General features: G+C 37.3%; 22 protein-coding genes and 1 tRNA gene. 9 read left to right on the top strand and 14 right to left on the bottom strand.

Features of this window, described 5'->3' with window-relative positions; all coding sequences use genetic code 11:
* Positions 1-438: 438 nt before the first annotated feature.
* The 6 genes from G9H65_RS11050 (at position 439) to G9H65_RS11025 (ending at position 5,601) form a co-directional block, all read left to right on the top strand.
* Complete coding sequence (locus G9H65_RS11050) at positions 439-1,428, top strand: site-specific DNA-methyltransferase (protein WP_166375397.1); 990 nt, start codon at positions 439-441, stop codon at positions 1,426-1,428.
* Positions 1,429-1,607: 179 nt separating this feature from the next.
* A complete protein-coding gene (locus G9H65_RS11045) occupies positions 1,608-1,904 on the top strand; it encodes a helix-turn-helix domain-containing protein (RefSeq protein WP_166375396.1) in 297 nt (98 codons plus the stop codon).
* Positions 1,904-3,190, top strand: a complete 1,287-nt coding sequence (locus G9H65_RS11040; protein ID WP_166375395.1) for a tyrosine-type recombinase/integrase — start codon at positions 1,904-1,906, stop codon at positions 3,188-3,190. Before G9H65_RS11045 ends, G9H65_RS11040 begins: the two co-directional genes overlap by 1 nt.
* Positions 3,191-3,297: 107 nt before the next feature.
* Entirely contained in the window at positions 3,298-3,762 is a 465-nt protein-coding gene (locus tag G9H65_RS11035; protein WP_166375394.1) for a hypothetical protein, read from the top strand.
* Positions 3,759-4,286, top strand: a complete 528-nt coding sequence (locus G9H65_RS11030; protein WP_166375393.1) for a hypothetical protein — start codon at positions 3,759-3,761, stop codon at positions 4,284-4,286. Before G9H65_RS11035 ends, G9H65_RS11030 begins: the two co-directional genes overlap by 4 nt.
* 145 nt (positions 4,287-4,431) lie before the next feature.
* Complete coding sequence (locus tag G9H65_RS11025) at positions 4,432-5,601, top strand: DUF3800 domain-containing protein (protein ID WP_166375392.1); 1,170 nt, start codon at positions 4,432-4,434, stop codon at positions 5,599-5,601.
* Positions 5,602-5,721: 120 nt separating this feature from the next.
* Here G9H65_RS11025 and G9H65_RS11020 read toward each other — a convergent pair.
* A tRNA-Val gene (locus G9H65_RS11020) sits at positions 5,722-5,796 on the bottom strand.
* A gap of 150 nt (positions 5,797-5,946) precedes the next feature.
* On the opposite strand from G9H65_RS11020, the gene G9H65_RS11015 reads away from it, so the two are divergent.
* Positions 5,947-6,762: a TerC family protein gene (locus tag G9H65_RS11015; protein ID WP_166375391.1), complete on the top strand. Its 816-nt coding sequence runs from the start codon at positions 5,947-5,949 to the stop codon at positions 6,760-6,762.
* Positions 6,763-7,364: 602 nt separating this feature from the next.
* Here the strand turns inward: G9H65_RS11015 and G9H65_RS11010 are convergent.
* The 9 genes from G9H65_RS11010 to G9H65_RS10970 form a co-directional block, all read right to left on the bottom strand.
* Entirely contained in the window at positions 7,365-7,685 is a 321-nt protein-coding gene (locus G9H65_RS11010) for a hypothetical protein (RefSeq protein ID WP_166375390.1), read from the bottom strand.
* A 428-nt stretch (positions 7,686-8,113) separates the two neighbouring features.
* The gene (locus G9H65_RS11005) at positions 8,114-8,533 is read right to left on the bottom strand and encodes a thioredoxin family protein (RefSeq protein WP_166375389.1); all 420 of its coding nucleotides are present in this window, start codon (positions 8,531-8,533) and stop codon (positions 8,114-8,116) included.
* A 189-nt stretch (positions 8,534-8,722) separates the two neighbouring features.
* Complete coding sequence (gene dnaN / locus G9H65_RS11000; RefSeq protein ID WP_109324974.1) at positions 8,723-9,847, bottom strand: DNA polymerase III subunit beta; 1,125 nt, start codon at positions 9,845-9,847, stop codon at positions 8,723-8,725.
* Between the two features lie 94 nt (positions 9,848-9,941).
* Positions 9,942-11,618 (bottom strand): gliding motility-associated ABC transporter substrate-binding protein GldG, encoded by a 1,677-nt coding sequence (gene gldG / locus G9H65_RS10995; RefSeq protein WP_166375388.1) that lies wholly within the window; start codon positions 11,616-11,618, stop codon positions 9,942-9,944.
* Positions 11,619-11,690: 72 nt separating this feature from the next.
* Entirely contained in the window at positions 11,691-13,808 is a 2,118-nt protein-coding gene (locus G9H65_RS10990; protein ID WP_166375387.1) for a peptidylprolyl isomerase, read from the bottom strand.
* Between the two features lie 123 nt (positions 13,809-13,931).
* Positions 13,932-15,059, bottom strand: coding sequence for an aspartate aminotransferase family protein (locus G9H65_RS10985; protein ID WP_166375454.1), 1,128 nt, complete (start codon positions 15,057-15,059; stop codon positions 13,932-13,934).
* A gap of 38 nt (positions 15,060-15,097) precedes the next feature.
* A complete protein-coding gene (gene argC / locus G9H65_RS10980) occupies positions 15,098-16,048 on the bottom strand; it encodes an N-acetyl-gamma-glutamyl-phosphate reductase (RefSeq protein WP_166375386.1) in 951 nt (316 codons plus the stop codon).
* 1 nt (position 16,049) lies between these two features.
* Positions 16,050-17,243 carry an argininosuccinate synthase gene (gene argG, locus G9H65_RS10975; protein ID WP_166375385.1) on the bottom strand — a complete coding sequence of 398 codons (1,194 nt, stop codon included), beginning with the start codon at positions 17,241-17,243 and terminating at the stop codon, positions 16,050-16,052.
* 2 nt (positions 17,244-17,245) lie between these two features.
* Complete coding sequence (locus G9H65_RS10970; RefSeq protein WP_166375384.1) at positions 17,246-17,911, bottom strand: GNAT family N-acetyltransferase; 666 nt, start codon at positions 17,909-17,911, stop codon at positions 17,246-17,248.
* A gap of 224 nt (positions 17,912-18,135) precedes the next feature.
* On the opposite strand from G9H65_RS10970, the gene aat reads away from it, so the two are divergent.
* Positions 18,136-18,747, top strand: a complete 612-nt coding sequence (aat, locus tag G9H65_RS10965) for a leucyl/phenylalanyl-tRNA--protein transferase (protein WP_166375383.1) — start codon at positions 18,136-18,138, stop codon at positions 18,745-18,747.
* A gap of 14 nt (positions 18,748-18,761) precedes the next feature.
* On the opposite strand, the gene G9H65_RS10960 is transcribed toward aat, so the two are convergent.
* Entirely contained in the window at positions 18,762-19,208 is a 447-nt protein-coding gene (locus G9H65_RS10960; protein WP_166375382.1) for a hydrogenase, read from the bottom strand.
* Positions 19,209-19,401: 193 nt separating this feature from the next.
* On the opposite strand from G9H65_RS10960, the gene proB reads away from it, so the two are divergent.
* Positions 19,402-20,430 carry a glutamate 5-kinase gene (proB, locus tag G9H65_RS10955; protein WP_166375381.1) on the top strand — a complete coding sequence of 343 codons (1,029 nt, stop codon included), beginning with the start codon at positions 19,402-19,404 and terminating at the stop codon, positions 20,428-20,430.
* A gap of 5 nt (positions 20,431-20,435) precedes the next feature.
* Here the strand turns inward: proB and G9H65_RS10950 are convergent, their stop codons facing one another.
* The 3 genes from G9H65_RS10950 to G9H65_RS10940 form a co-directional block, all read right to left on the bottom strand.
* On the bottom strand, positions 20,436-21,053 hold the full coding sequence (locus G9H65_RS10950; RefSeq protein WP_166375380.1) for an L-2-amino-thiazoline-4-carboxylic acid hydrolase: 618 nt from the start codon (positions 21,051-21,053) through the stop codon (positions 20,436-20,438).
* A gap of 268 nt (positions 21,054-21,321) precedes the next feature.
* Positions 21,322-22,845: a glycosyltransferase family 39 protein gene (locus tag G9H65_RS10945; protein WP_166375379.1), complete on the bottom strand. Its 1,524-nt coding sequence runs from the start codon at positions 22,843-22,845 to the stop codon at positions 21,322-21,324.
* A 227-nt stretch (positions 22,846-23,072) separates the two neighbouring features.
* Complete coding sequence (locus G9H65_RS10940; protein WP_166375378.1) at positions 23,073-23,630, bottom strand: cupin domain-containing protein; 558 nt, start codon at positions 23,628-23,630, stop codon at positions 23,073-23,075.
* Positions 23,631-23,774: the final 144 nt, after the last annotated feature.

Below are 23,774 nucleotides of genomic sequence, written 5' to 3'. Positions count from 1 at the left end.
AGCAGGTTTGATTACAAATCAAATTAATTTGTCATTCGACATGACCCTTCGAAATATGTTGAACAGCAGATAAAGTTGTCTAAGGCTCTCGCATTTGGCTGAGGTTCTCGAAGCCAAAAATACTATTAAGCTATTCGACATGTTCTGAAAGGCATGTCGAATTTAGATAATTGGAATCTTTGATTCTAATTCATCAGTTTGAAACTTGATTTATGTTAGAATGTTGAGGGAAAATAAATCCTTTGATATATTTCAATCAGCAGGTTTGATTACAAATCAAATTAATTTGTCATTCGACATGACCCTTCGAAATATGTTGAACAGCAGATAAAGTTGTCTAAGGCTCTCGCATTTGGCTGAGGTTCTCGAAGCCAAAAATACTATTATCACTGGATTACAAATCCCTTTTATCTGTCATTCGACATGACCCTGCGGAACATGTCGAACAGCTGGTTTGATACCTTCAACTTTAAGCGAAATGAAGGTTTTTCTCAAATTGAAGTATATCCTTTAGAGACTGAAAACTATAAAATCATTAAAGGAAGTCTTGATAAAGTGAAACTACCGTCAAATATGAAGATTTCAATCATATTTACGAGTTCGCCTTATTATCGATTACGAAAATATGGTGATGATCCAGATGAATTTGGTTGGGAGGCTACCCCTCAAAAGTTTGCTGAGAGATTGATTGATAGTTTGATGATCCCTTATGCTAATTTGGAGGAAACTGGAAATCTTTTCTTGAATTTAGGGGAAACTTATGATAATGGAAAGTGTTTAGCCGTGATTGAGCATGTTGTCTTGGAAGCAGTAAAACGAGGAATGCACTATGTAGATCGTATTATTTGGGTTAAAGAATCTAATAAGCCAATTTCAAACCAAAATCATCGATTTTTACCCGGTTATGAAGTAGTTCTTCATTTTGCCAAGTCAAAGAACTATTACTTCAATCGCTTCAAGATTAAGAAGTATGTTACCGATTTCAAGATTTCACGTGGTTGTAAAGATCATGGTTGGGAAGGGGTTAATTACTACGTGCCTAATTTCTACAAGCAGCTACGTACTATTATGAGTGAGAATGAATTACGTGATATTGTTTCGGTTCAAACAAACACTGCCCGAATTAAACACGTTGATGGTGAACAATACCACCCGGCTACATTCTCACAAATGTTACCTGCAATCTTTTTGTCCACTTACTGCCCTAAGCCAACAGATGATTACAAGCCTTTGGTTTTTGATCCGTTCTTGGGTGGTGCAAGTTGTGGGCGGACAGCTTTAATGATGGGCTATAGATTCTGTGGGGTTGAATTATATGAACAAAACGTTGAGACATCAAAACGTGTTTTGGCTGAAAGTTTAAAGGAATTTGAACCACGAGCTTTGGTCCAATTAGAATCCCAAAAGGAATATGTTCAAGTCGCATAAAAATCACCACATCACCGTGATTTAGATATCCAAAGATTAAATCTTGAATATTGAAATCCTCATCAAAAAGATGGGTAGGGGGATTTGTGTGCCTAAAAAGCGAAAATGAGTATAGTTTATTTGTTTTTTCACTAAAAAGGGCTTAGCCTAGCTAGGTCCTTTTTTTTAACTCTACAATAATGAATTTCCAAGAAAGGCCAATCTACCAAATAGATTCAAAACAATTAGAATATGTATTAGAAGAATTGCTGGATAAAAAGTTTGATGAACTACTTCAACGTTTCAATACACCAGAGGTGATTTATACTCGTGATGAAACAGCTGATATACTTGGAGTAAGACCCAACACTGTTAGTAAATACATTGAACAGGGACTGTTGACCAATAAAGGAGTAGGACGTAAAGTATTAATCTCCTCAAAAGAAATAGACCGATTATTTAATAAAAAACAAGTATCCTTTAAACAAGTAGCATAATGTCCGTTACCTTCTTCATCAAGTCAAAAACCAAAGAAAAGTCATCCATTGGTGTATCAATTAACTATGGTGGTATGACGAGAATAGTATTGACCTTACCGAATTTACAGGTAAGCCCCAAAGAGTGGGAAAATGGTGGAATGAAAGTCACTAGGGGTAAACACGAGAATTTTTATATCCAAAATGACTTGAACGAGTTTCAAAACAAGGTTGATAGATTTTATCGTGAATTCAGACGAATGAATGAGTCCAATCCAACCAAAGAAGATATTGTTACCTATTTGAAGTCCGATACAAAGTTGGAGGAGTACTTCAAACCCAAGAATACCATTTTGATGATTCCAATGATTTGGAAGACAATCAAGGAGCGTGAGACAGGAGTGGAGTTGAACAATGGTAAAAAATATGAACGAGGAACTATCGACAACTATGAGTCCATGATTCGAGCATTTGAGAGGTTCGAAAAGTTTCGGAAGAAAGGTATTACTAATGTTGAAATCGTGACTCGGGAGTTTGTATTGAGTTTTGAAAACTACCTGACTAACGTGGAGAAATTACGATTGAATACAGTGGGTGATAGATTAAAGAATCTGAAAACTTTTATCTCTTTGTATTCCAAACGTGGTATTCTACCTCAAAACCCATTTATAAAATTCAATATAAAGATACCCAAGGAGCCTTCCACAAGCATTGCGTTGGATAAACAGGAACTTCAGGATTTATATGATTTGCATCTGTCGGATAACCCTCATTTAGAGTTAGTACGTGACCAGTTTTTGGTTCTGTGTTGGACTGGACTTCGGATTTCAGATTTTTCTCAATTCAATTCATTTGATAGGAGTAGTCAAGAGGTTATTACCCTTCATAATGAAAAGACAGATTCTGAGATTCACATTCCGATTTTCCCCATGGCTAAAAGGATTTTGGACAAGTACAATGGACGTTTCCCAAGGATGATCAAAGAACAAAAGTTGAATGAGTCCATTAAAGTAATAGGTAAGATGGTCCCTGGTCTTAATCGTTCGATTCAGATTAAATATACTAAAGGGGGAGAGGTGATAAAGGAGAACGTAAAGCGGTATCAGTTATTGGTTCTTCATTGTGCTCGAAGGACTTTGGCAACCATGTTGGTAACTGAGTTGGGTATTGATTTGAGTACAGTTTGTTTGATTACAGGCCATAAGTCTATTAAGACCTTGGAAATCTATTTGAAACACAATAATAAGAATGCTTTGACAGGGGTGATTAATAAGGTTAGGGCGATGGAGGTGAGTTTGGTTTATTAAATTGTGATATACACTCTAGAGTAATACCTTATTTTAAACCTGTAAAAGAACTTTGGCTTTACATTAAAAATTTACATATTTGTTAATTATTTTAGTATATTTATATCATGGATGTAGTAATTGTTAAAAGTGGTGAGATTAAGGAAATTGTTGTTGAGCGATTACAAGATTCAGATTACAAGGAAATTACAAAATCTAAGTATCATTTTAACTGGAAAAAACAAAAGGAAAATGATGTATATAAACTTAGACTTATTGAAAGCGAAGAAATTCTAGGTCTCATGTCAATGAAAGTATATACTGCTGAAAAGAGAATTGAAATTGTGTTATTAGCTTGTTCAATTGCAAATACACGTAAAAATAAAATTTTTGATCGAATAGCAGGAAATTTAATAGCTTTTGCATGTCGCGAAGCTATTAAATTGTTTGGTGCTGATGCTTGTGTTTCATTAATACCAAAGACTAAATTGAAAAATCATTATATGAGCAAATATGGGATGTTAGATGCTGGTAGGCAAATTTACTTAGCATCAAATTCTCTGATTAATCTTTTAATTAAATATAAGGTATGAAATCTAAGAAAAATAAGTTTACGTTAGACGAGTTGGCTGACTCTTATGTATTTGAAAGTAGTCTAACTCCAGAGGAAAGAAAATCAGCTGATTTAGAACTGGCTGAAGCTCGTAGAAAAAATAGAGAAAGAATCTCAGGGGGTCAGGAATTATATGCTCTAGTATTGCAATTGCGTTTTTTAATGGAAGATTATGCTAAATCAGAAATCTTCGATCATGAGTTATCATTTGCATCATTTCTGAGGAAATATATAAGGTTGAAATACAAGGTTAATAAAAATTTCGCTAATGACATTGATTTAAAAGAGGCTGAACTAAGTCTGATATTGAATAGGCGCCGATTGCCAAATGAAAAAACAATAGTGCGGTTAGAGCTTCATTCTAATTCCATGATTCCTGCAATCAGTTGGTATCGAGTTTTAGAGAAAGAAAAAGAACATGAACTTCAGTCAAATATTGCATTTAAGCAAAAGCAAAATAAACATGTAAAAAATCGCCTGAATTTTGAATTACATGAAGTTTGAGATAATTAAGTTTTTGGAATGTGCTAACGATTAAAGCTTTTTGAGATAGTCCCATTGGGAAGTTCAACTCCCATCGAAAGGAAAGAAAAAGTGCTTAATGACCCAATTTCTACATATTTAAATGTCAAAAAGGGGGTACTTACATATGGAAGAAAGGATTTTAATATTCGGTGATGAATTTGGTACCCACAGTCTAAATAAGGCTGATCCACAGTTAATCTCTCATTTTATTTATACGGCAATTGCAATCAAAGAATCAAATCTTCAAAATGCTTTAAGCCTAAGAGAAGAAATCAGTAAAAAATACTTGTCTTCACAAAAGCTCAAATCAAGTTCAAAAGCCCTAAGAGATAAGAATAATTTTCAAAAAAGGCTTGATGTAGTAAAAGCAATTTGCGATGAATTGGATTGTGCAATCTATTGTCTAATTGTAGATAAGTTAAGTTTAGAAAGTGATGGGCTGAAATTTAAGGAAGTATTTTATAAATTTTTTCAAAGAATCTTTCTTGAACAAATTGCTAAAAATTACAATAACTACTCAGTCTTTATGCATAATATCATAAGTGATGAATATGCAATTGGAATGCAAAAATACCTTCAAAAGAAAAATCCAAGTACACTCTTTAATGAGTATACATATAAAATGTGTACTGATGATGAGGAGCCTTTGATTCAAATTGCAGATGTTTTATCTGGTTCATTAGGTCGAATTTTTTCAAGTTCTCATAAACACCAAAGATGGGAAGAGCTTTATGATATTATTTCTCCCAAGCTTATCAAACCATTTATCTATCCAAATTCATCCCAAAACAATATTGTATATGAAAATGATAAAAATGATGAAAAAATAGATAAGGAAATTTACAAAATTGTTCAAAATGACGGAGAGGCTTTATTGAATGAAAGCTCTGATAAGACATTGAATAGTATTCTAGAACATTTACTTTTTTATCAAAAAATTGCGCCGTTCAAATTAGTTGAAACTTATGAACTAATTCCATTTGTATTTCGTAACACTGGTGAGAAAATTACATCAGAGCAATTAAGAAGATATATACGAGATATACGTTACAAAGGGATTATGGTTGTTACTTTAAGGGGTAAAAGTGGTTATAAATTAGCATCGTCAAAGACAGACATATTAAATTACTTTTCACATTATATGAAATATGTATTACCTATGCTTCATAAAGTAGAAATAGCAAATAATATTTTTAAAGGTAAAACAACAGGTGATTTCATTCCCTTGGATGAACTTGAGGTTAATGTTCTCAAAAGAATAATTTATAACTTGAATAAGCCTGAAATGGATTGATTCTAATTTAGATTTTGTTTTTTTTTAAACAAACGGCAATCTAAAATCCCCTCACGTGCTACTTGATTTGCTACCATTGCCGTAAAATAAAAGAAACCACCCCGTATGAGGTGGTTTCTGTGGTCCCACTAGGATTCGAACCTAGGACCCCCTGCTTGTAAGGCAGGTGCTCTGAACCAGCTGAGCTATAAGACCCTTTCCGTTGAATTGGTTTGCAAATATCCGTGTTTTTTCTGCTTTTTGCAAGTGCTGTTCTGAAAAAAATGTAGAAATTTTTCCAACCTTTTATTAATTGTTGGCTATCTCGCAGAAAGCCAGCATCTTTGCATTCATAAAAAATAGCACATGGATCACCTTTTTTCAATCAACGGACTACTTAGCCTATTAACTCTGACATTTTTAGAGGTCGTATTAGGTATTGATAATATCATCTTCATCTCCCTAACCGCCCATAAACTTCCCGAAGACCAACAAGCCAAAGCACGTAACCTAGGACTTATCCTCGCCATGGCTTTCCGTGTCATGCTCTTGCTCGGACTATCTTATTTAATCTCCCTACAAAAACCATTTTGGCACTTTAGTTCCGACTGGCTTTCTGTAGCCCCAACCGGACAAGCCATCATTCTGTTTGTAGGTGGTCTCTTCCTTTTGTATAAAGCCACCAATGAAATATTCCAAAAACTTGAAGGGGAAGAGCATCATGCGGATGGAAAGCCTAAAAGTATCAAAGCCAAATTTGCTCAGGTCGTAACCCAAATTGCACTGATTGATTTGGTCTTTTCCATCGACTCGGTATTAACGGCCATCGGACTGACCAATGAAATCGTGATCATGATTACCGCAGTGATTATTTCCATCTTCATCATGATGGGCTTCTCAGGCCCTGTCGGTCGATTCGTGAACCAACACCCTTCCTTGCAGGTTTTAGGCCTTTCCTTCTTAATTATGATCGGTTTTATGCTCATCGCAGAAGCTAGCCACGACTCAGAATTCATCATCCTAGGAAATAGCATTGGCCAAATCCCGAAAGGCTATTTGTACTTCGCTATTGCTTTCTCGCTATTTGTTGAATTTATCAACATCAAAATGCGTAAGAAATCTACCAAAGCAGTTGAGATTCGGGATGTAAAAAATGAGGCGGAGGAGAAAGGAATTATATAGGAAATTATAAAGGATGAATGCCTGAATGACGTTGACCGTTTTATTAATTTTTGAATTCTACATTCTTCATTAACCTCTCAATGTAAAATGAAGAGTGTAGCATTATAATAGAAAACTATGTCGTGCAGCCCAGCGAAAGGTGATGAACGCAGCGGTAGACGAGATTTTGACCTCAGCATAGGCGATGTGCGTTGGCGTCAAAAATATAGGCGATAGCGAAGTGATTCACGGTTCCGCAAAGCGGAATTCGCCTTGGCTGAACGACAAAAAAAGAAGTTTTTTTGTTTCTTTTTTTTCAAAAAAAGAAAATCCATATGAAATGATGAAACGAAAAAGTGCTTGATTTTAATTTAAAAGTATGATATATATTAATTCACCACTTTTTCTGGAGCTTAACTTTCTTTGGTCTTTCTTTTTTTTCATAAAAAAAGAAACAAAAAAAATGTAGAAAGGTCGGTTAATCCACCTCGAATTCCGCTTCGCGGAACCGATGCTCACTCCGCATACGGCTTTAATCTTTGACGCAAACGCACATAGCCCTTGCGCAAGGTCAAATATCCGCCTTCTGCTTCGCTCATGCTTCGTTACCATCTTTCGTAGGATTAACCTCTCAATATAGAATGACAGATAATATGGATTTGTAATCTCATGTTAAATGTTGGCTTCGAGAACCTCAGCCAACACAACCTCTTGGTGTAAATCAAAATGTTGGCTTCGGGAGCCTCAGCCAACTCATCCACTTGGTGTAATTCAAATTTGGCTTCGGGAGCCTCAGCCAACTCATCCACTTGGTGTAATTCAAATTTGGCTTCGGGAGCCTCAGCCAACTCATCCACTTGGTTTAAATCAAATTTGGCTTCGAGAACCTCAGCCAACTCATCCACTTGGTGTAATTCAAATTTGGCTTCGAGAGCCTCAGCCAAAACAACCTCTTGGTGTAAATCAAAATGTTGGCTTCGGGAGCCTCAGCCAACTCATCCACTTGGTGTAATTCAAATTTGGCTTCGGGAGCCTCAGCCAACTCATCCTCTTGGTGTAAATCAAAATTTGGCTTCGAGAGCCTCAGCCAACTCATCCTCTTGGTGTAAATAGAATAGTTGTGACTTACGACAGAAATTAACTGTTGGCTGAGGCTCTCGAAGCCAACATCATCAGCTGTTCTCCGAAGAGTCATGCTGATCACCAGAATATTTTCATAGAAAACTACTTGTTTTAACCATAGAATTCGAACAGCATGATCCCCAACTTTCGTAGGGATAGACTTCTGAATTCTACATTCAACATACCATTAGAATAAAAAAAGGCCATCACTCCTGACGAATGACGGCCTTTTTTATGAATGACGAATAATTTATTTGACAGATTTGGCTACCGTTAACAACTCTTTAGCACCACCTCTAGGTAATCCCAATACCTTCTTTTTTACTTTACCAGCAGCATCCATGAACATCAAAGTAGGATATCCCTCTACAGGATACATATTGGCCAACTGTGGGCCTTCTCCTGCTTCCATATCCACTCCAATGGAAATGAATTTAGCATTCATGTATTCTCCCAATTCTTTGTCAGGAAATACTTTGGTTTTCAATACCTTGCATGGTCCACACCAAGAAGTATAGGCATCAAAAAAGATTAATTTATTTTCTTTCTTCGCCTTCGCTAATGCTTGCTTGAAGGAACCATGAAAAAACTCAATTCCATCTCCTTCTCCTGTTTTGGCAAAAGAAGTAAGTGAAATGGATATCAGAAATGTTAGAGCTAAATATTTCATATTGTTTAAATGTAGAATGTAGAATGTAGAATGTAGAATGTAGAATGTAGAATGTAGAATGTAGAATGTAGAATGTAGAATTTTGTGCTGGGTAATTTAGGAATTTAGTTTGGTACTAATTGAATTCCGCCAAAGAAATTATTTTGAGGATTTACATCCAATTCTACATTCTTCATTCTACATTCTTAATTAATTATAGGAGTTTAACATCACTGGCATCACCAATAACAACACATCTTCGTTTTCATCTTGATCCGATGGAATAATTAAACCAGCCTTATTCGGTTCGCTTAATTTTATGTCCACATATTTGGCACTTAAATTACCCAATAACTCCGAAATCAATTTGGCATTGAATCCAATCTCCATATCTTTTCCGGCATATTCACAAGCCAATACTTCATTAGCTTCATTGGAATAATCTAAATCTTCAGCCGAAAGTGTTAATTTATTGGCATTCAGTTTCAAACGAATCTGATGTGTCGTCTTATTGGAATAAATGGAGATACGTTTCACCGAACTCAAAAATTCCATTCTATTGATTGTCAAAATCTCATTGTTCTCCTTTGGAATCGCATTTTCATACTCTGGGAAACGCTCGTCGATAATCCGACAAATCAAAGAAAAGCTTTGGAAGGTAAAGAAAGCGTTCGATTGACTAAACTCTACTTTTACCGTGGTATCATCCATTGGAAGAGTTGATTTCAACAATGACAAGGCTTTTTTCGGTAAAATCAAGCTGCTTTGTGCCTCTGGACGAATATCCGTTCTGCGGTAACGCACTAAACGGTGACCATCCGTTGCCACAAAATTGGTATGATCTCCCATCATTTGAATCAAAACTCCCGTCATAGCAGGACGCATATCATCATTCGAAACGGCTAATAAGGTATTAGCAATGGCTTCACCCAATACTGATGATGAAAGGCTAATGGATTGGTTTTTAGCTACTTCTGGAATGCGTGGAAAATCGATAGGATTTTCTCCACTCAATTTAAAGCGACCATTCTGTGTGGAAATTTCTGCTCCAAACGTCCCTTGATCCGCTGAAATCGTTACAGGTTGCTCAGGTAAGCTACGAAGTGTTTCCAACAATAATCGTGCTGGAAGTGCAATAGATCCATTTTCTGCGCCTTCTACATCCAACGTAGTAGTCATCACCGTTTGCAAATCTGATGCCGTCAAGGTCAATTGATTGCCCTCCAATTCAACTAAAATATTCTCTAAAATAGGAATGATTGGATTGCTCGCAACAACCCCATTAATGGCTGAGATTTGTTTGAGAAGGACACTAGAAGCTACAAGAAATTTCATGTAAATGATGGTTTTAAGAGTATTTGTGATAAAGGCACCTGCAGGTGCATTCAAACCTTGAAGTTAAAATAATTTAGGTATTCTACCAAAGGTTTCAAGCATTGTATTTTTTCTTTCGGTACAGTATGACCAAAAGACTGATAATTCCTGCAAAAGCAATCGGAATAGCCAAATTTATGCCTTGCCAAAAGCTTTTTTCATCCTTGACCTTCACTTTATCCAAAGGTCGTAAACGAACATTTTTATTTCTAGCCAATAAAGCCTGCTGATCATCCAATAAGTAATGAAAGGCATTTAAAACGAAGTCCTTATTCGCAAAGGTATGTTTCGCAAAAGTATCAAATCCCAAAGGCAAAGGTGCCTTGGTGCTAGGGTCAATTCCATTCAATGGTATATCGCCATCTGCCACGATGATTAAGGCTCCAGCTTGGTCGGTTTTTGACTGGAATGGTTTCGCTAATTTTTCAGTAGGTAAAATCCGATTGGTGAAGGCTGATTGGAATTTACCTTCCAACAAGTACGAAATCACTTGTGATCCTCCTTGGTATTTAGCGGGATCAAATTCTTTGCCAGAAGCCGAGAAGGGTAGGGTGGATGGTGTTTTTTGAACTTGCGTATAAGGACTGGTTTTTAATAAAGCTGTTCTCTTTAGGCTTTGACCACTTTGTATCGTATCCAAACTGGAAACAAAACGCCCATAAATGGCATCTAGGTTTTTCGTAATAACTGAATTCGGATTTCCATTCAGTAATGGAAAAGATGGCCAAGGCATTAATTCCAAATTAGCTTGATTACCAAAATTACCCACTGCCAACGGAATCGCTCCACACAATTGTGCATCTTTCACCAAATTGGCATTTAATCTGACCCCATATTGGAATAACAGATTCTGTAAACCTAAGTCCTGCGGAGTAACAATCAATCCTTGCTTCTCCAAGGTATCTATCCTAACACCATCTAGAAAGAAAATGCCTTTACCTCCCTGAACCAAAAACTGGTCTATTTTATATTGATCTTCTGTAGAAAACTTGATGGAAGGCTGTATGACGCAAATGGCATCTAAGCCATCTAAAGTTAGCGATTGCGATAAATCAACCGGATATAGGTCGTAAGATTTTTTCAACTGTGCAATCAAATCCAATTGTTTGATGGCGGGCACTTGACTGTGATCTAAAAAGAAACCAATTTTCTTTCGTTCTCGATTATCCTGAACTTGTCTTATCCCCTGCATCAATTCGTATTCCAGGCCTTCAATGGACTGATTCAGCACTTCTTGGGGGCTGGTTAACTTATTACCCTTTAGTAATAAAATAGCTGCCTGACGGTCCGACTTCTCAATAACAATACCTGGAAAAATCAATTGCTGTACCTGTTGTCCATCTTCCTGATTTACGACATTGGTAGGAGGGATGCCCAATGAATCTAAATAAAAAATTAGCGCTTGTCGATCTTTCTCCTTAGGATAGGTCTTATATACATCTATTTGCTCGATATCGATGCGCTGCGGGCTTTGGGAACGTACATCATCCAGTAACTCCAACAATGCTTTTTCAAGTCTTTTAAAGCCACCGGGTAGATTTCTTCCTCCTAAATATACTTTGATGGAAATGGGGCCATCTAACGATTGCAAAACAGCTACCGATGATTCACTGAGGGTAAACTTCTTTTCTTCGCTTAAATCCCAACGTAACCGTAGCTGAGGGCTAAGCACGATGAGTAAAATACCCACACCAATCAAGATTGCCCACAAGCCGTTTTTTGTCAGTTTCATTTGGATCTTATTCGTTTCAAACAAGAAAAGCATTCCTTACAGAATGCTTTTCAAAGATAAAGGATATTTTGATTAATAGAATTTGTAGCGTTTATCTACAATTTTCGCATTGTCTTTAATGGCTTCATTGATGTAATAAGAAGCACGTTGAATACCCATGGATTGGATTTGAGTTTTGTAAGTCGTATAATCCGCTAAAGCTGGAGCTGCTACTGCTGCCGTTTTTTCAGCAATAAATACTCCATTATCACCTGTGAATACTTGACTTCTCTTGCCAGTCTTTAAACCCGCAATTTTACCTAGAGCAACAGCATCTGGACCAGCTGTATTCAACATACCTGTTGATAAAGTTACATCCGATACATTTTCAACCAAAGCGCCAGCACCATATTTCTGTGCGATTTGCTCTAAGCTTCCTTTGATTCCGCTCAATTTAGCTGAGATTTTCTCTCCTTTTAATTCTGCACGAACCAAGTTGCTAATTCCCTCACGGTAATCATCCACCTTCACATTGTCTTTATCCGTCTTTCCAGTTAAATAAGCCACAATGTATTGATTATCTTGCTCAAATACTTTTTTAGAACCATCACCTACGGATGTACCTTCATCAAATGCCCAACGAACAATTTCGCGTGCATTGCTTAAGTTGTTGATGCTGGTTGCATTTTCCAACAAACGCTCAGCACGCATCATGATGATATTTTTATCTTTTTTCAAAGCTGCTTCGAAAGCACCAATCGTACCATTCGCATTAGCAAATGCATCTGCTTGTGTGTAAACACGATCTAATGTTGCTTGAGAAGGAGCAATGGTTTTATTGATAGCAGCTAATCGGTAAGCGGTATTGGTCTTTGCATCCGTGATTTTAACGATGTGATAACCAAATTCAGTTTCAACCACACCTGGCATTAAACCAGCACCATTGAATCCAAAAATCGCTTTTTCAAAAGCCTTTGTCATGGAACCGTTGTTCTTGAAATAGCCTAAATCACCACCATTTTGTGCAGTACCGTCCATTCCGTTCAATTGAGCCAACGTTTCAAAGCTTGCACCACCCTTGATTTGAGTCAAGATGTTTTCTGCTCTTTGCTTAGCTTGTGCTTTAGCAGAATCTGTTTTATTCGCTGGGGCAATTAAGATATGGCTGGCACGAACAGTGAATAAGCTATCTTTTTTAACTCCACCGTATTTGTAAATCGAATAAGTCAAACCGTTTTTGAATGGTCCATAGATACCACCTACTTGGAACGTGCCTAATTGTGATTTAACCACTTCAGGAATTTCTGAGTATGCCAATAAATAAGGAGTACGTACATCGGAGTTCAACATCGCAAATGCCGAGTCGTTCGGTGCAACAGCTAAATCCTTCGCTAATTTTTTGATTTGGTTGTAAAATTCCACCGTATCTTGAGCCGTTGGAACTACTGGAAAAGTAGCGTATTGGATAGAACGTGAATTAACACCTTTGAAACGATCTTTGTGTTTCGCTAAATATTCTTCCAATTGCGCATCACTTACTTTGATGGCTGAATCAGGAATCGAGAAGAAAGGCACGTATAAGAAACGAGCAGAAAACTTGGAATTTTGTGCTTGGTATTCTTTTTGTGCTTCAGCTGTATTGACGTAGGTTGATAAACGGATTAAGTTTTCATACTTAGAACGAATACGATCTTGAGCAATCGATTTCTCAAAATTAGCCCAGCCTTGTTGCTGCTGCGCCGGCATCGTTTTTAAGTTTTTCAAAAACTGAATCACGAATGTCTTATCAAATTGACCTGTTTGAGGATTAGTGAATTGCTGACGAACTGATGGGTGGATGTTATTTCCTTGCACCATATCAATCAATTCTTCCGAAGAAACTTTCAATCCTAACGCATCAAATTCCTTTTTGTAGGCAATATCTAAGATGTATTGGTTCCAAACTTGATCACGGATCATGGTAGCTTCTTGCTCCCCTGGACCTTTACCCGTTTGTGCCGTATAATTGGCTGTAGCCTCTTCAACCTTCTTTTGGAATTCAGGTAATAATATACTTTCACCTGCTATAACGCCAACTTCTTGGTTATTAGAGCCAAATAAAGACGATCTTCCTTGGAAAATATCACTACCGATGAGAAATAAAATTAAACTGATGGCGATTGCTGCTGCCGCGATTCCCGATTTCTCTCTAATTTTTGTAATTAATGCCATTGATAATGTATAATAAGTTGTTTAATGTCTTTTTTTAAGAGCCTTAGCTGTTCACAAAAGAAACGCAAAATAATCACATTTCTAATGAAAAAGCAAGCCTTTATCAGAATGAGCCTCCGAAATTTAAGCTTTCAGGACTTGTGTCAAACTTTCTAAAAACTGATCTGCCACCTTTTGGTCAACAGCTAAACTCGGTAATAAACGCAATGTATGCTTCCCAGCGTATCCACAGAAGATATGGTGATCAAATAATAAAGCATCACGAATAGGGCCAACGGCTTGTTCGAATTCAATACCGATCATCAAACCTTTTCCTCTAACTTCTTTCACTGAGCTAAATTGACTCAATTGATCCATCAAATACTGCCCGATTTTTGCTGCATTTTCGATTAAGTTTTCATCTCTAATGACATCCAAAACAGCATTTCCCGCGGCGCATGCCATGTGGTTACCCCCAAAAGTGGTACCTAAGAGTCCATAACTTGCTTTGATATGTGGAGCAATTAATACACCACCCATCGGGAAGCCATTCCCCATGCCTTTCGCAGTAGTCATCATATCAGGTTGAATACCCGCATATTGGTGGGAGAAAAACTTGCCAGAACGGCCATAGCCACATTGCACAGAATCCAAAATTAATTGAGCGCCAGTTTCATCACAACGTTTTCTTAAAGCCTTTAAAAATTCCGTTCCAGCTACTTGGATACCTCCAACACCTTGAATTCCTTCCACAATCACTGCTGCCGTTTCTTCCGTAATTCCAGCTTCTAGGCCCTCAATTTGATTAAAAGGCAAAAAGCTAACATGCGACGTGTCGTTGATTGGGGCAACAATGCTTGGATTGTCCGTTACGGCTACTGCACCAGCGGTACGACCGTGGAAAGCATTTTTAAAGGCCACCACCTTCTTGCGTCCAGTATGAAAAGAGGCCAATTTTAAGGCATTTTCATTGGATTCAGCACCTGAATTAGTTAAGAATAATTGATAATCTGGATAGCCCGATAATTTACCCAACTTTTCCGCCAATTCTTCTTGGCCAGGAATAATGACAGAATTGGAATAAAAACCAATGTTCTGTAATTGTTCGGTCAATTTAGCTACATAATAAGGATGCGAATGTCCGATGGAAATCACCGCGTGACCTCCATATAAATCCGTGTATGTTTGACCCTTTTTATCCCATAAAGTAACGCCTTGTGCTTTCACAAGTTCAATAGGATAAAGTGGATATACGTCAAATAATTTCATGATGATACGTGTTTTTTGAATGAAAATCTAGGTAACATGGATTAAAAACCAATGGCTTTTAATCGTAGACCTTCATCTTCTTTCCAACCTAACATGATGTTCATGTTTTGCACAGCTTGTCCTGAAGCTCCTTTAATCAAGTTGTCGATGATGGAAGTAATCAACAATTGACCTTGGTGGATTTCTAAGTGCAACAAGCATTTGTTGGTATTGACCACTTGCTTTAAATCAATGCTGGCTTTAGATACGAAGACAAAGGGCGAGGACTCATAGTAGTCATGGTATAATTCCAAGGCCTCTTCCAGAGTGCCCGAATAAGGAGTATATACATTGGCCATGATTCCCCGAGAGAAATTACCTCGATAAGGGACGAAATGGATCAAAGGGGCCTTTTTTTCAAAGGCTAAGGTTTGACCAATTTCTGCCAGGTGTTGATGTGTGAAAGCTTTATAAATACTAATATTATTATTTCTCCAAGAAAAATGGCTTGTGTTCGATAATGACTGACCAGCTCCGGTACTACCTGTGATAGCCGAAACGTGCACATCTCCAGTTATTTTTCCTGCCGCTGCCAAAGGCAATAGCGCTAATTCAATGGAAGTGGCAAAACAACCAGGATTAGCTATTTTTTGTGCCGATTGAATTTTTGCTTTTTGGAATTCTGGAAGTCCATAGACGAATCCATCCGATTCATCCCGGTAGTCGGTACTTAAATCAATGATTTTAGTATGCCAAGGAATGTCATTAGCTTCCAAGAATTTCTTTGATTCGCCATGACCTGAACATAGAAAAAGTACATCCACAGGTTTTAAGGTATCCGTGAATTTGGCAAAGGTGCTCCCCAATAAATCGGTATGCACATCAGAAACCAATTTACCTGCTTGTGAATTAGATAGTATACAGGTCAATTCCACATCGGGATGATTGACCAAAATCCGCAATAATTCACCCCCTGTATATCCCGCCGCTCCTACAATTCCTATCTTAGCCATACTATTTTTCGTTTACCTTACGGTGTATCATGGTTTGGTTGGAGACAATTTTAGAGAATCCTCTCACGTCATCACCAGACCAAGCTTTGTTCATTTCTCCATACGCTCCAAAAACAGACGACATTAAATCGTATTTCGATTCTATACCCAGGATGTGGAATTGATATGGATTTAATTGTACGTGTACTGTACCTGTAACATTACTTTGGGTATCTGCCAAGAATGTTTCAAAGTTGCGCATCACAGGCTCTAAAAACTGACCTTCGTGCAACAAGGTTCCATACATATCACCGATGTTTTGTTTCCAATACAACTGGTGTTTGGTCAAAATATGCTTTTCTAAACTGTGGTGAGCCTTAATGATGATTAAAGGTGCAGGTGCTTCAAAACCCACTCGTCCTTTGATACCAATGATGGTATCACCTACGTGAATATCTCTTCCGATGGCAAAAGCACTAGCTATTTCCGTCAATTCTCGGATGGCTGCTACTTTAGAACGGGCTTTTTTGCCGTTAATTCCTACTAATTCACCTTGTTCAAATTCCAAGCTGATTTTCTCTGGGGTTGTTTTGGTCAATTGAGTTGGCCAAGCTTCCTCAGGTAAATACCCATCAGAGGTTAAGGTTTCTTTCCCACCTACTGAAGTACCCCAAAGACCTTTATTAATGGAATAGGCTGCTTTATGCCATTCTTGAACCACACCTTTTGATTTTAAGAAGTCGATTTCAGCCTCACGTGAAAGTTGTAAATCACGAATAGGAGTAATGACTTCACATTCAGGAGCCAAAATACGGAATACCACATCGAAACGCACTTGGTCATTTCCCGCGCCAGTACTTCCGTGAGCAATGGCTTTTGCACCTAATTTTTCTGCATATTTAGCAACGGCCGTTGCTTGAAATACACGCTCAGCTGATACGGAAAGCGGGTAGGTATTGTTTTTCAATACGTTTCCATAAACCAAATAACGTAAGCAATCTTGGTAATATGAATCCACGACATCCAATGTAACGTGTGAGCTTACTCCTAAAGCATAGGCTTTGGCTTCTATGGCCTTTAATTCATCAGGAGAAAACCCACCCGTATCCACTAAAGCCGAGTGCACTTCCATGCCACGCTCTTCGCTTAAATATTTGACACAAAATGAGGTATCTAATCCTCCACTAAAGGCTAAAATTACTTTCGGCTTGCTCATGTTTATTTGGATTTCCCCTTTTTCTTGAAGGGCATTAATAATTTTTCTTTAATCTTTTTCAATTTGCTGAAATCAGCTATATTTTTTAGGAATAACCATTTTTCTTCAGAATCACCTAAGGCTTTCTTGGCTGCATTGGGGTCATAAATCATCCCTGTACACAAGCAAATTTTACGTTCAGTACGGGTTAAAATATCGTAATTAACACAGGATTCACAGCCTTTCCAGAAATTATCATCCACGGGTAATTCAGAAAAAGTGGTGGGTTCATATCCCAAATCCGAATTGATTTTCATCACAGCCAAAGAGGTTGTGATACCGATGATTTTGGCATCTGGATACCTTGTTCTAGACAACTCAAAAGCTTTGGCTTTTACCGCTTTAGCCACGCCATACTGTCGGTAAGAGGGATTGACAATCAATCCGGAGTTAGCCACAAACTTTCCATGTTGCCAGGTTTCTACATAACAAAAACCCACAAATGCTCCGGTGACATCATCGGTGGCAATGATGGCTTTACCTTCCGACATTTTCTCTTGGAGGTATTCAGGCGTTCTTTTGGCAATACCCGTACCACGGGCTTTTGCCGATTCGGCCATTTCGTGACAAATAGACTCTGCTAGGCCAAAATGGGCTTGACTAGCAACTTGAACAGTATAAGGATTCATTCTTAACGACGATAAAATTTAAACAATAGCATTCCTCAGGTCCCTAGGGGATCATACCCTAAAGATGTATCGTCGCCTTCGTCGGATAGGAGAAGTAAGATGTACGAATAATAATTTTATCTGCATTCTTTTTGTAAACCAGGATGCTCGTCCTAAGTTTGTCCTAATTAGCTCGCAATTTCAGAAATTCAGCGGGGAAATGCGAATAATCTCCAAATTATTTCATGGAAGAGGATAAAGTATTATCGGTTGAACAATTAATTTACGCCTATACCAAAGGAGTTTTTCCGATGGCAGAAGAGGGTGAAATTTATTGGTATAGTCCAGATCCAAGGGCCATCATTCCGATTGAAACTTATAAACCTGCTCAATCTTTGCGTTCTGTCATCAATAAGCATCTCTTTGAAATACGTATTGACACCCAGTTTGAGGCGGTGATGCGCTGTTGTGCCGCACCTCGATCTTCAGACTCTGAAACATGGATTTCAGAAGAAATTATACAGTTATATACCCAACTTTTTCATCGAGGTTTTGCGCACTCGGTAGAAGCCTTTTTAGACGGAAAATTGGTAGGAGGGCTCTATGGAGTTGCTTTGGGTGGTGCTTATTTTGGAGAATCTATGTTTAGTTTGGTATCCAATGCTTCTAAAGTCGCCTTTCATTATTTAATGATAATGCTCCGTGAGCATGGATATTCCTTATTGGATACTCAGTTTATGAATGATAATGTACTTCGATATGGAGCCATTGAAATCAGCAGAAAAGAATATAAAAGTCGCTTGGCCAAGGCCCTTAAACAGACTTGCCAATTTGAATTACCTGGAAAAGACTATTAAATTTTATATGCAATTTAGCTTTTATTCAAGCTTTGATTGACCAATCCTTTCATGACCAAAATGCAAACAAGGAGCATGGAAATGGTCACGGAAATTAAGCCCATGGTAATCAAAGATTCGATAAAAGATCCTTGTTCTGTTCCTCCTGCTATGGGCAGTAATTTCCCCGCACCTGTAGCTGCCGCTAATCCAATGGTTAAAAAATTGAGATAGGTCCCCAAAATGGCCAATTGAAAAGATGTTTTTAACCAGAATTTGGAAAGAGATAAACGGTTCCAAATGAGTCCCAATATGACCAAGAACATCCCATTCATAACTCCTTCTAAATGAGAGGATAAACCTATTCTCGGCTTAGCTAGAATGGGAATTAATAGCCCTATGACCAATCCCAAAAAGAACAAGAATATTCCTAGGAAAATCAATTTGTCGGCCTGCTGTTTAATCGAGTTGTCTGTTTCCATATGATTGATAATGAGTAGGTTGAAGCTTATACCAGTAAGTTAAATGGCTTCTATAAAATTTCAAAATCTTAGAAAGTTTTCTTTTTATAAAAAAATCCTACATTTTACATTCTACATTTTACATTCTTCATTTTCATGCTACATTCCTAAGAATGGATTCAATTGCTTAAATTGCAGGAATATTTCGTTCCATATGTCAAAACCTATACTGGTAATAAAATTCGGATCTTCTTCCATCACGCATGCCAATGGGGATGTTAATGAGCAAACCTTGGAAAAAATTGCTTCACAAGTCGCTCAATTACAGCCGAAATTCCACATTGTATTAGTTTCCAGTGGGGCCGTGGCTGCAGGTAAATCGGTCTTTAAAAATTACAAAGGAAGCTTGTCGGAACGTAAAGCCGCTGCCGCAGTAGGTAATCCTATTCTGATAGCCAAGTACAATGATTATTTTCAGAAATATGGTATTTCTATTGCTCAAAGTTTATGTGAACGACATCATTTTTCTCAGAGAGGTCAGTTTTTGCAATTGAAAGAGACCTATCAAGAACTTTGGAAAAATGGGGTTATTCCTATTGCCAATGAGAATGATGTGGTCAGTAATGTGGAGTTGAAATTTTCGGATAATGATGAATTAGCTACTTTGATTGCTACGGGTTTTGGAGCAAGTAAATTGTTGATTTCAACTTCAGTGGGCGGACTTTTGGATGGAGAAGGAAAGATCATTCGACATGTTAAGGAAATAGATTCAGAGGTCTTAAGTGTAGTAAGTACAGATAAATCCAGTTCTGGTTTGGGTGGAATGATTTCCAAATTAACCTTTACTCGGATGGCCACTCGATTAGGAATCAAGGTGGTTATATTTGGTTTAGAGCAAGGGGAGGGAATTGTGGATGCTTTGAATGAAAAGATTGGGACGGTATTTGAAGCTCAAGAGGCTTCACTTAATGCCCGACAAAAATGGTTGGCTACGGGGTCTTTGATACGGGGTAAAGCGGTGTTAGATAAAGGAGCAGTAAAGGCTGTTTCTCAACGTAAAAGTTTACTCTCAGTAGGAGTATTGGAGTTTCTTGGAGATTTTGAAAAGGGAGAAGTAATCGAATTACTGGATGTCAATAAAATACCTATTGCTATTGCACGTGCTCGTTGTTCTAAGTCTGAATTGACAGCTTCTGCTGGTAGTATGGAGGTGGCAAATGCCGATGATATTGTTCTTTGGTAGAGAAATTAACTTATTTTTTTATACCTAAAATCGCAAAACTCAGCTCCTAAAGCAATCGTGCCTTGTCGAATCATTTCTAATCCAGCCAAACTTGTTGTCATATGATCCACCTCGCATAAAATGGAGGTAAATCGTTGGTAATTTCTTTTCTGAAATTGCTTGCAAATACCGCATTCTAGAATATCAATGCCGTAGCCCAAACCGTGTGTTGCATTTTTTTCAGTGATGATACGTGCCACAAAACCATCCAGGTGACCAGGTTTTTCAGCTTCTTTTTTCAAGTTTTGAACCAATAATTTTCCAAGCCAAGTTTGAATGAAGTAGGATGGCCATTTTTTAATGAGTGCTTGGAAAGTATTTTTGGGTTGAACGAAATCATGGGCAACTTCAAGACACACCTGTCGAATCTGCTCATAGCTTTCTCCTTTTTCATCCAAGCTTTGAATCATGGCTAAAAAATAGGCACTGAAAGAAAGTCTTTTGTCGATGGGGTTCTTTGAAGTAGCTAAACTAACATCATAGATTTCAGGATATAATCGGTCCATCTTTGCCACGATTTCACTCGCTTTTTGTGGATAATGAGTTAGTAATGTCGGCAAAAAATAGGGGTGAAAGCTCTTCATGGGGTTATTAGGTAGATGTTGATTTCTTGCTAATAATAAGTCAAATTTTCTGGGTTTTAAATGTCATTGAGCGGTTACTTTAGTACAAATTATTACCAATGGCCTATTTAATCAATATTAAACGTTTTCCAAGCAGGTGGATGACACTTCTTTCATACCGAATACATGCATAGATAAGGTAGGGGCACTATTTTTTGATTTTCAGCTTACCCAACTTCATCAAAATGTAGTAAATAGAAGTTTCATTTTACGTTAGAAGTTTATTTTGTTATTCTGGAAGTAAGGCTTCATCGACTTCATCTTGCACACGTTTGTTAATATTGATTTTGGCATTTTTCAATACATAAATAGATATTTTGTGTTCTCTGGCTAACGAATTCACATGTTCTCCAGCCAAATAAATGGTATCAAATAAAGGTCTTTCTTCTGTTCTGTTTGGGTCTTCGTCGTCATATTCTTTCACAAGAATGACATGTTTCATGGGTTGTTTGAGTGGTATCCATTGGGCATAATCAGCGTTCATGGAGTAGGCAGTGATGGATTTATTTTGAGTATAATAATTGATTGCTCCAGCCTGTCCATAGTTGTCACATAAGATGATGGTACTATCTAAGCTTGATGGAGGAAGAGTTGCCACGACCGAATCTAATTTTTGAGCTAATGCTTTCCAGCCTAACATATCGGCAAAATCCTGAGGTAAGTGGTGATCTTTGCCATCTTCCCAATGAAGAAGACCCAATTTCTGGTATGGTTCTGGATCCTGAATGATCAGGCTAGCTGATTTATTGGGGAAAATGTACTGATACATGGGTATAAAGGCCAAACATGGTAATGCTAAAGCAATGATTTGCACATATTTTCTCCATCCTGATTGTAGGACAAAAGCAATATAAACAGAGCCAAAAGACAAATAGATAGGATAAAGGCCAATGGCATAGTAATCTTTGGCCTTAAAATAGGTGAATATAGCTAATGTGAAAATCAGGTTCCAAAATAAGAATCGAAATTTTTTAAATGGAGGATAAAATAGTAATGACCAAATTGAGGCAATGAGAACAAAAAATGATCCAACAAAAAACAGAATTTGAGATGATAAGAAATCCAAGCGGTTAACATGAACTAATTGAATCTTGGATAATAGTTTCATGTGTTGAATTACAGGGAAATGATGTTGGTATTGCCAAAGTAGATTGGGCAGAATGATTAATAGGCCAACGAACATGGCAATATAAAAACGCTTTTGAGCCAATATTTTACGATGTTCGGATAATATGATGGCGGGTAAAAGACCCAAAACTAGAAAGATGATATTATACTTATTTAAAAAGCCCAATGCCCATACGATAGCTAAATAGTATAGCCATTTGGATTGATCTGTTTGTATAAATCGAATGATTAAATAGTAACACGTTGTCCATGCCAACACATCAAATGAATTAGGTTGAAAAAGTGTATTTAAACGTAGAATGGCGGAGAGTAACACCGAAATGGCACCTAAGTACAAAGCAAAATGTCGACCCCCTAATGATTCGATCGTCTTCCAAACGACTACAATAGTTAATGCTCCAAATAAAGCCGGGAAGAAATGTATCCAAAACACTTGATTGCCCAATTGTAATATAAGCCAGGATATCCAAGATGTGAATGGTGGCACCGACATGTATCCCCATGCCAAATGGTGGGCTTGATCTAGATGTAAATACTCATCTCTTTGTAAGTCATAGCTTGAATCAATGAGCGTATATTGGAGAATGAATTTGATGAGTATAAATAGGTATAGGCTATATTTCATGTTATTGGATTGATCACATGACTGCAATATACTATTCTTGGAAGTTTTGTATTCACATGTTCTGAATCTATTTTTTATAGTGGAATAAGGTAGTAATGTCTGATTATCATTGCAATAGTAAGGTGTTTTTAATATCAATATATTGGACAATATATGTGAAAATTTAATCGTTAACGCAACGCTGTCAAGGTTCCAAACCTTGCCAGCGTTAGAAATGCGTTAATTTTTTATTTATTTACCCCACAATATTCCGCATACAAAGCTTTCACACCAAATAGCTTCGCAATAGGACCAACCACATTCATCAATAACTTTTGAACCGGAATAGGAATACCTGCTACATAACTTTTACTATCCATATATTTGGAAGTCACCAATTGTTGAATCAAGCCATATTTGCCTCCCTTAATCTGATGGTCTATCGTATAATTAATTAGATTTTCAATGAAATAATCAAAGTCCAAGGCTGGACTGACAGTCTGAATGAATTCCACGGGCTCATCATGATTATTGAAATGATTATGTACCTCCTTTTTTGCTAAACTGATACTTTCTCCAGCTTGTAATACTTGAGATTTGCCTTCGTGTAGTACAGTAAGTTGACCGCTCAATACCGTAAAGTGTTCATCTTGAAGCATGTGCAAATGCATGGGAACTATTTGCCCTTTCGTCTTGACGGTCATTTTGATGCTCACTCGTTCTCCTTGACTATCTTGAGCTGTTTCTAAAAACTCATAAATATCACCTTTAAGAGGATCTGTTAAAATTTGATTTTTGAAGGGCATAAATGTAGTTAAATGGGTTTATAGAATTTTATTATTTAGATAATTGTTTAACTATTTAAACAAAACCATAAAATTAAGCATCTTTAATACTATACTTCATAAAAAAAAGTGGTTAGTCTTTCAGCCTATCATCGTGCTAAAAAC

It is taken from the genome of Aquirufa ecclesiirivi (assembly GCF_011250515.1).
In the GTDB taxonomy this organism is placed as follows: domain Bacteria; phylum Bacteroidota; class Bacteroidia; order Cytophagales; family Spirosomataceae; genus Aquirufa; species Aquirufa ecclesiirivi.
Note: the sequence above shows the minus strand (reverse complement) of the source record. Positions and strands in the feature narration are given on the sequence as shown.

Coding starts and splice junctions, on each gene's coding strand:
- G9H65_RS11050 (WP_166375397.1), top strand. CDS start 439: ATGTCGAACAGCTGGTTTGATACCTTCAACTTTAAGCGAAATGAAGGT.
- G9H65_RS11045 (WP_166375396.1), top strand. CDS start 1,608: ATGAATTTCCAAGAAAGGCCAATCTACCAAATAGATTCAAAACAATTA.
- G9H65_RS11040 (WP_166375395.1), top strand. CDS start 1,904: ATGTCCGTTACCTTCTTCATCAAGTCAAAAACCAAAGAAAAGTCATCC.
- G9H65_RS11035 (WP_166375394.1), top strand. CDS start 3,298: ATGGATGTAGTAATTGTTAAAAGTGGTGAGATTAAGGAAATTGTTGTT.
- G9H65_RS11030 (WP_166375393.1), top strand. CDS start 3,759: ATGAAATCTAAGAAAAATAAGTTTACGTTAGACGAGTTGGCTGACTCT.
- G9H65_RS11025 (WP_166375392.1), top strand. CDS start 4,432: ATGGAAGAAAGGATTTTAATATTCGGTGATGAATTTGGTACCCACAGT.
- G9H65_RS11015 (WP_166375391.1), top strand. CDS start 5,947: ATGGATCACCTTTTTTCAATCAACGGACTACTTAGCCTATTAACTCTG.
- G9H65_RS11005 (WP_166375389.1), bottom strand. CDS start 8,533: ATGAAATATTTAGCTCTAACATTTCTGATATCCATTTCACTTACTTCT.
- dnaN (WP_109324974.1), bottom strand. CDS start 9,847: ATGAAATTTCTTGTAGCTTCTAGTGTCCTTCTCAAACAAATCTCAGCC.
- gldG (WP_166375388.1), bottom strand. CDS start 11,618: ATGAAACTGACAAAAAACGGCTTGTGGGCAATCTTGATTGGTGTGGGT.
- G9H65_RS10990 (WP_166375387.1), bottom strand. CDS start 13,808: ATGGCATTAATTACAAAAATTAGAGAGAAATCGGGAATCGCGGCAGCA.
- argC (WP_166375386.1), bottom strand. CDS start 16,048: ATGGCTAAGATAGGAATTGTAGGAGCGGCGGGATATACAGGGGGTGAA.
- argG (WP_166375385.1), bottom strand. CDS start 17,243: ATGAGCAAGCCGAAAGTAATTTTAGCCTTTAGTGGAGGATTAGATACC.
- G9H65_RS10970 (WP_166375384.1), bottom strand. CDS start 17,911: ATGAATCCTTATACTGTTCAAGTTGCTAGTCAAGCCCATTTTGGCCTA.
- aat (WP_166375383.1), top strand. CDS start 18,136: ATGGAAGAGGATAAAGTATTATCGGTTGAACAATTAATTTACGCCTAT.
- G9H65_RS10960 (WP_166375382.1), bottom strand. CDS start 19,208: ATGGAAACAGACAACTCGATTAAACAGCAGGCCGACAAATTGATTTTC.
- proB (WP_166375381.1), top strand. CDS start 19,402: ATGTCAAAACCTATACTGGTAATAAAATTCGGATCTTCTTCCATCACG.
- G9H65_RS10950 (WP_166375380.1), bottom strand. CDS start 21,053: ATGAAGAGCTTTCACCCCTATTTTTTGCCGACATTACTAACTCATTAT.
- G9H65_RS10945 (WP_166375379.1), bottom strand. CDS start 22,845: ATGAAATATAGCCTATACCTATTTATACTCATCAAATTCATTCTCCAA.
- G9H65_RS10940 (WP_166375378.1), bottom strand. CDS start 23,630: ATGCCCTTCAAAAATCAAATTTTAACAGATCCTCTTAAAGGTGATATT.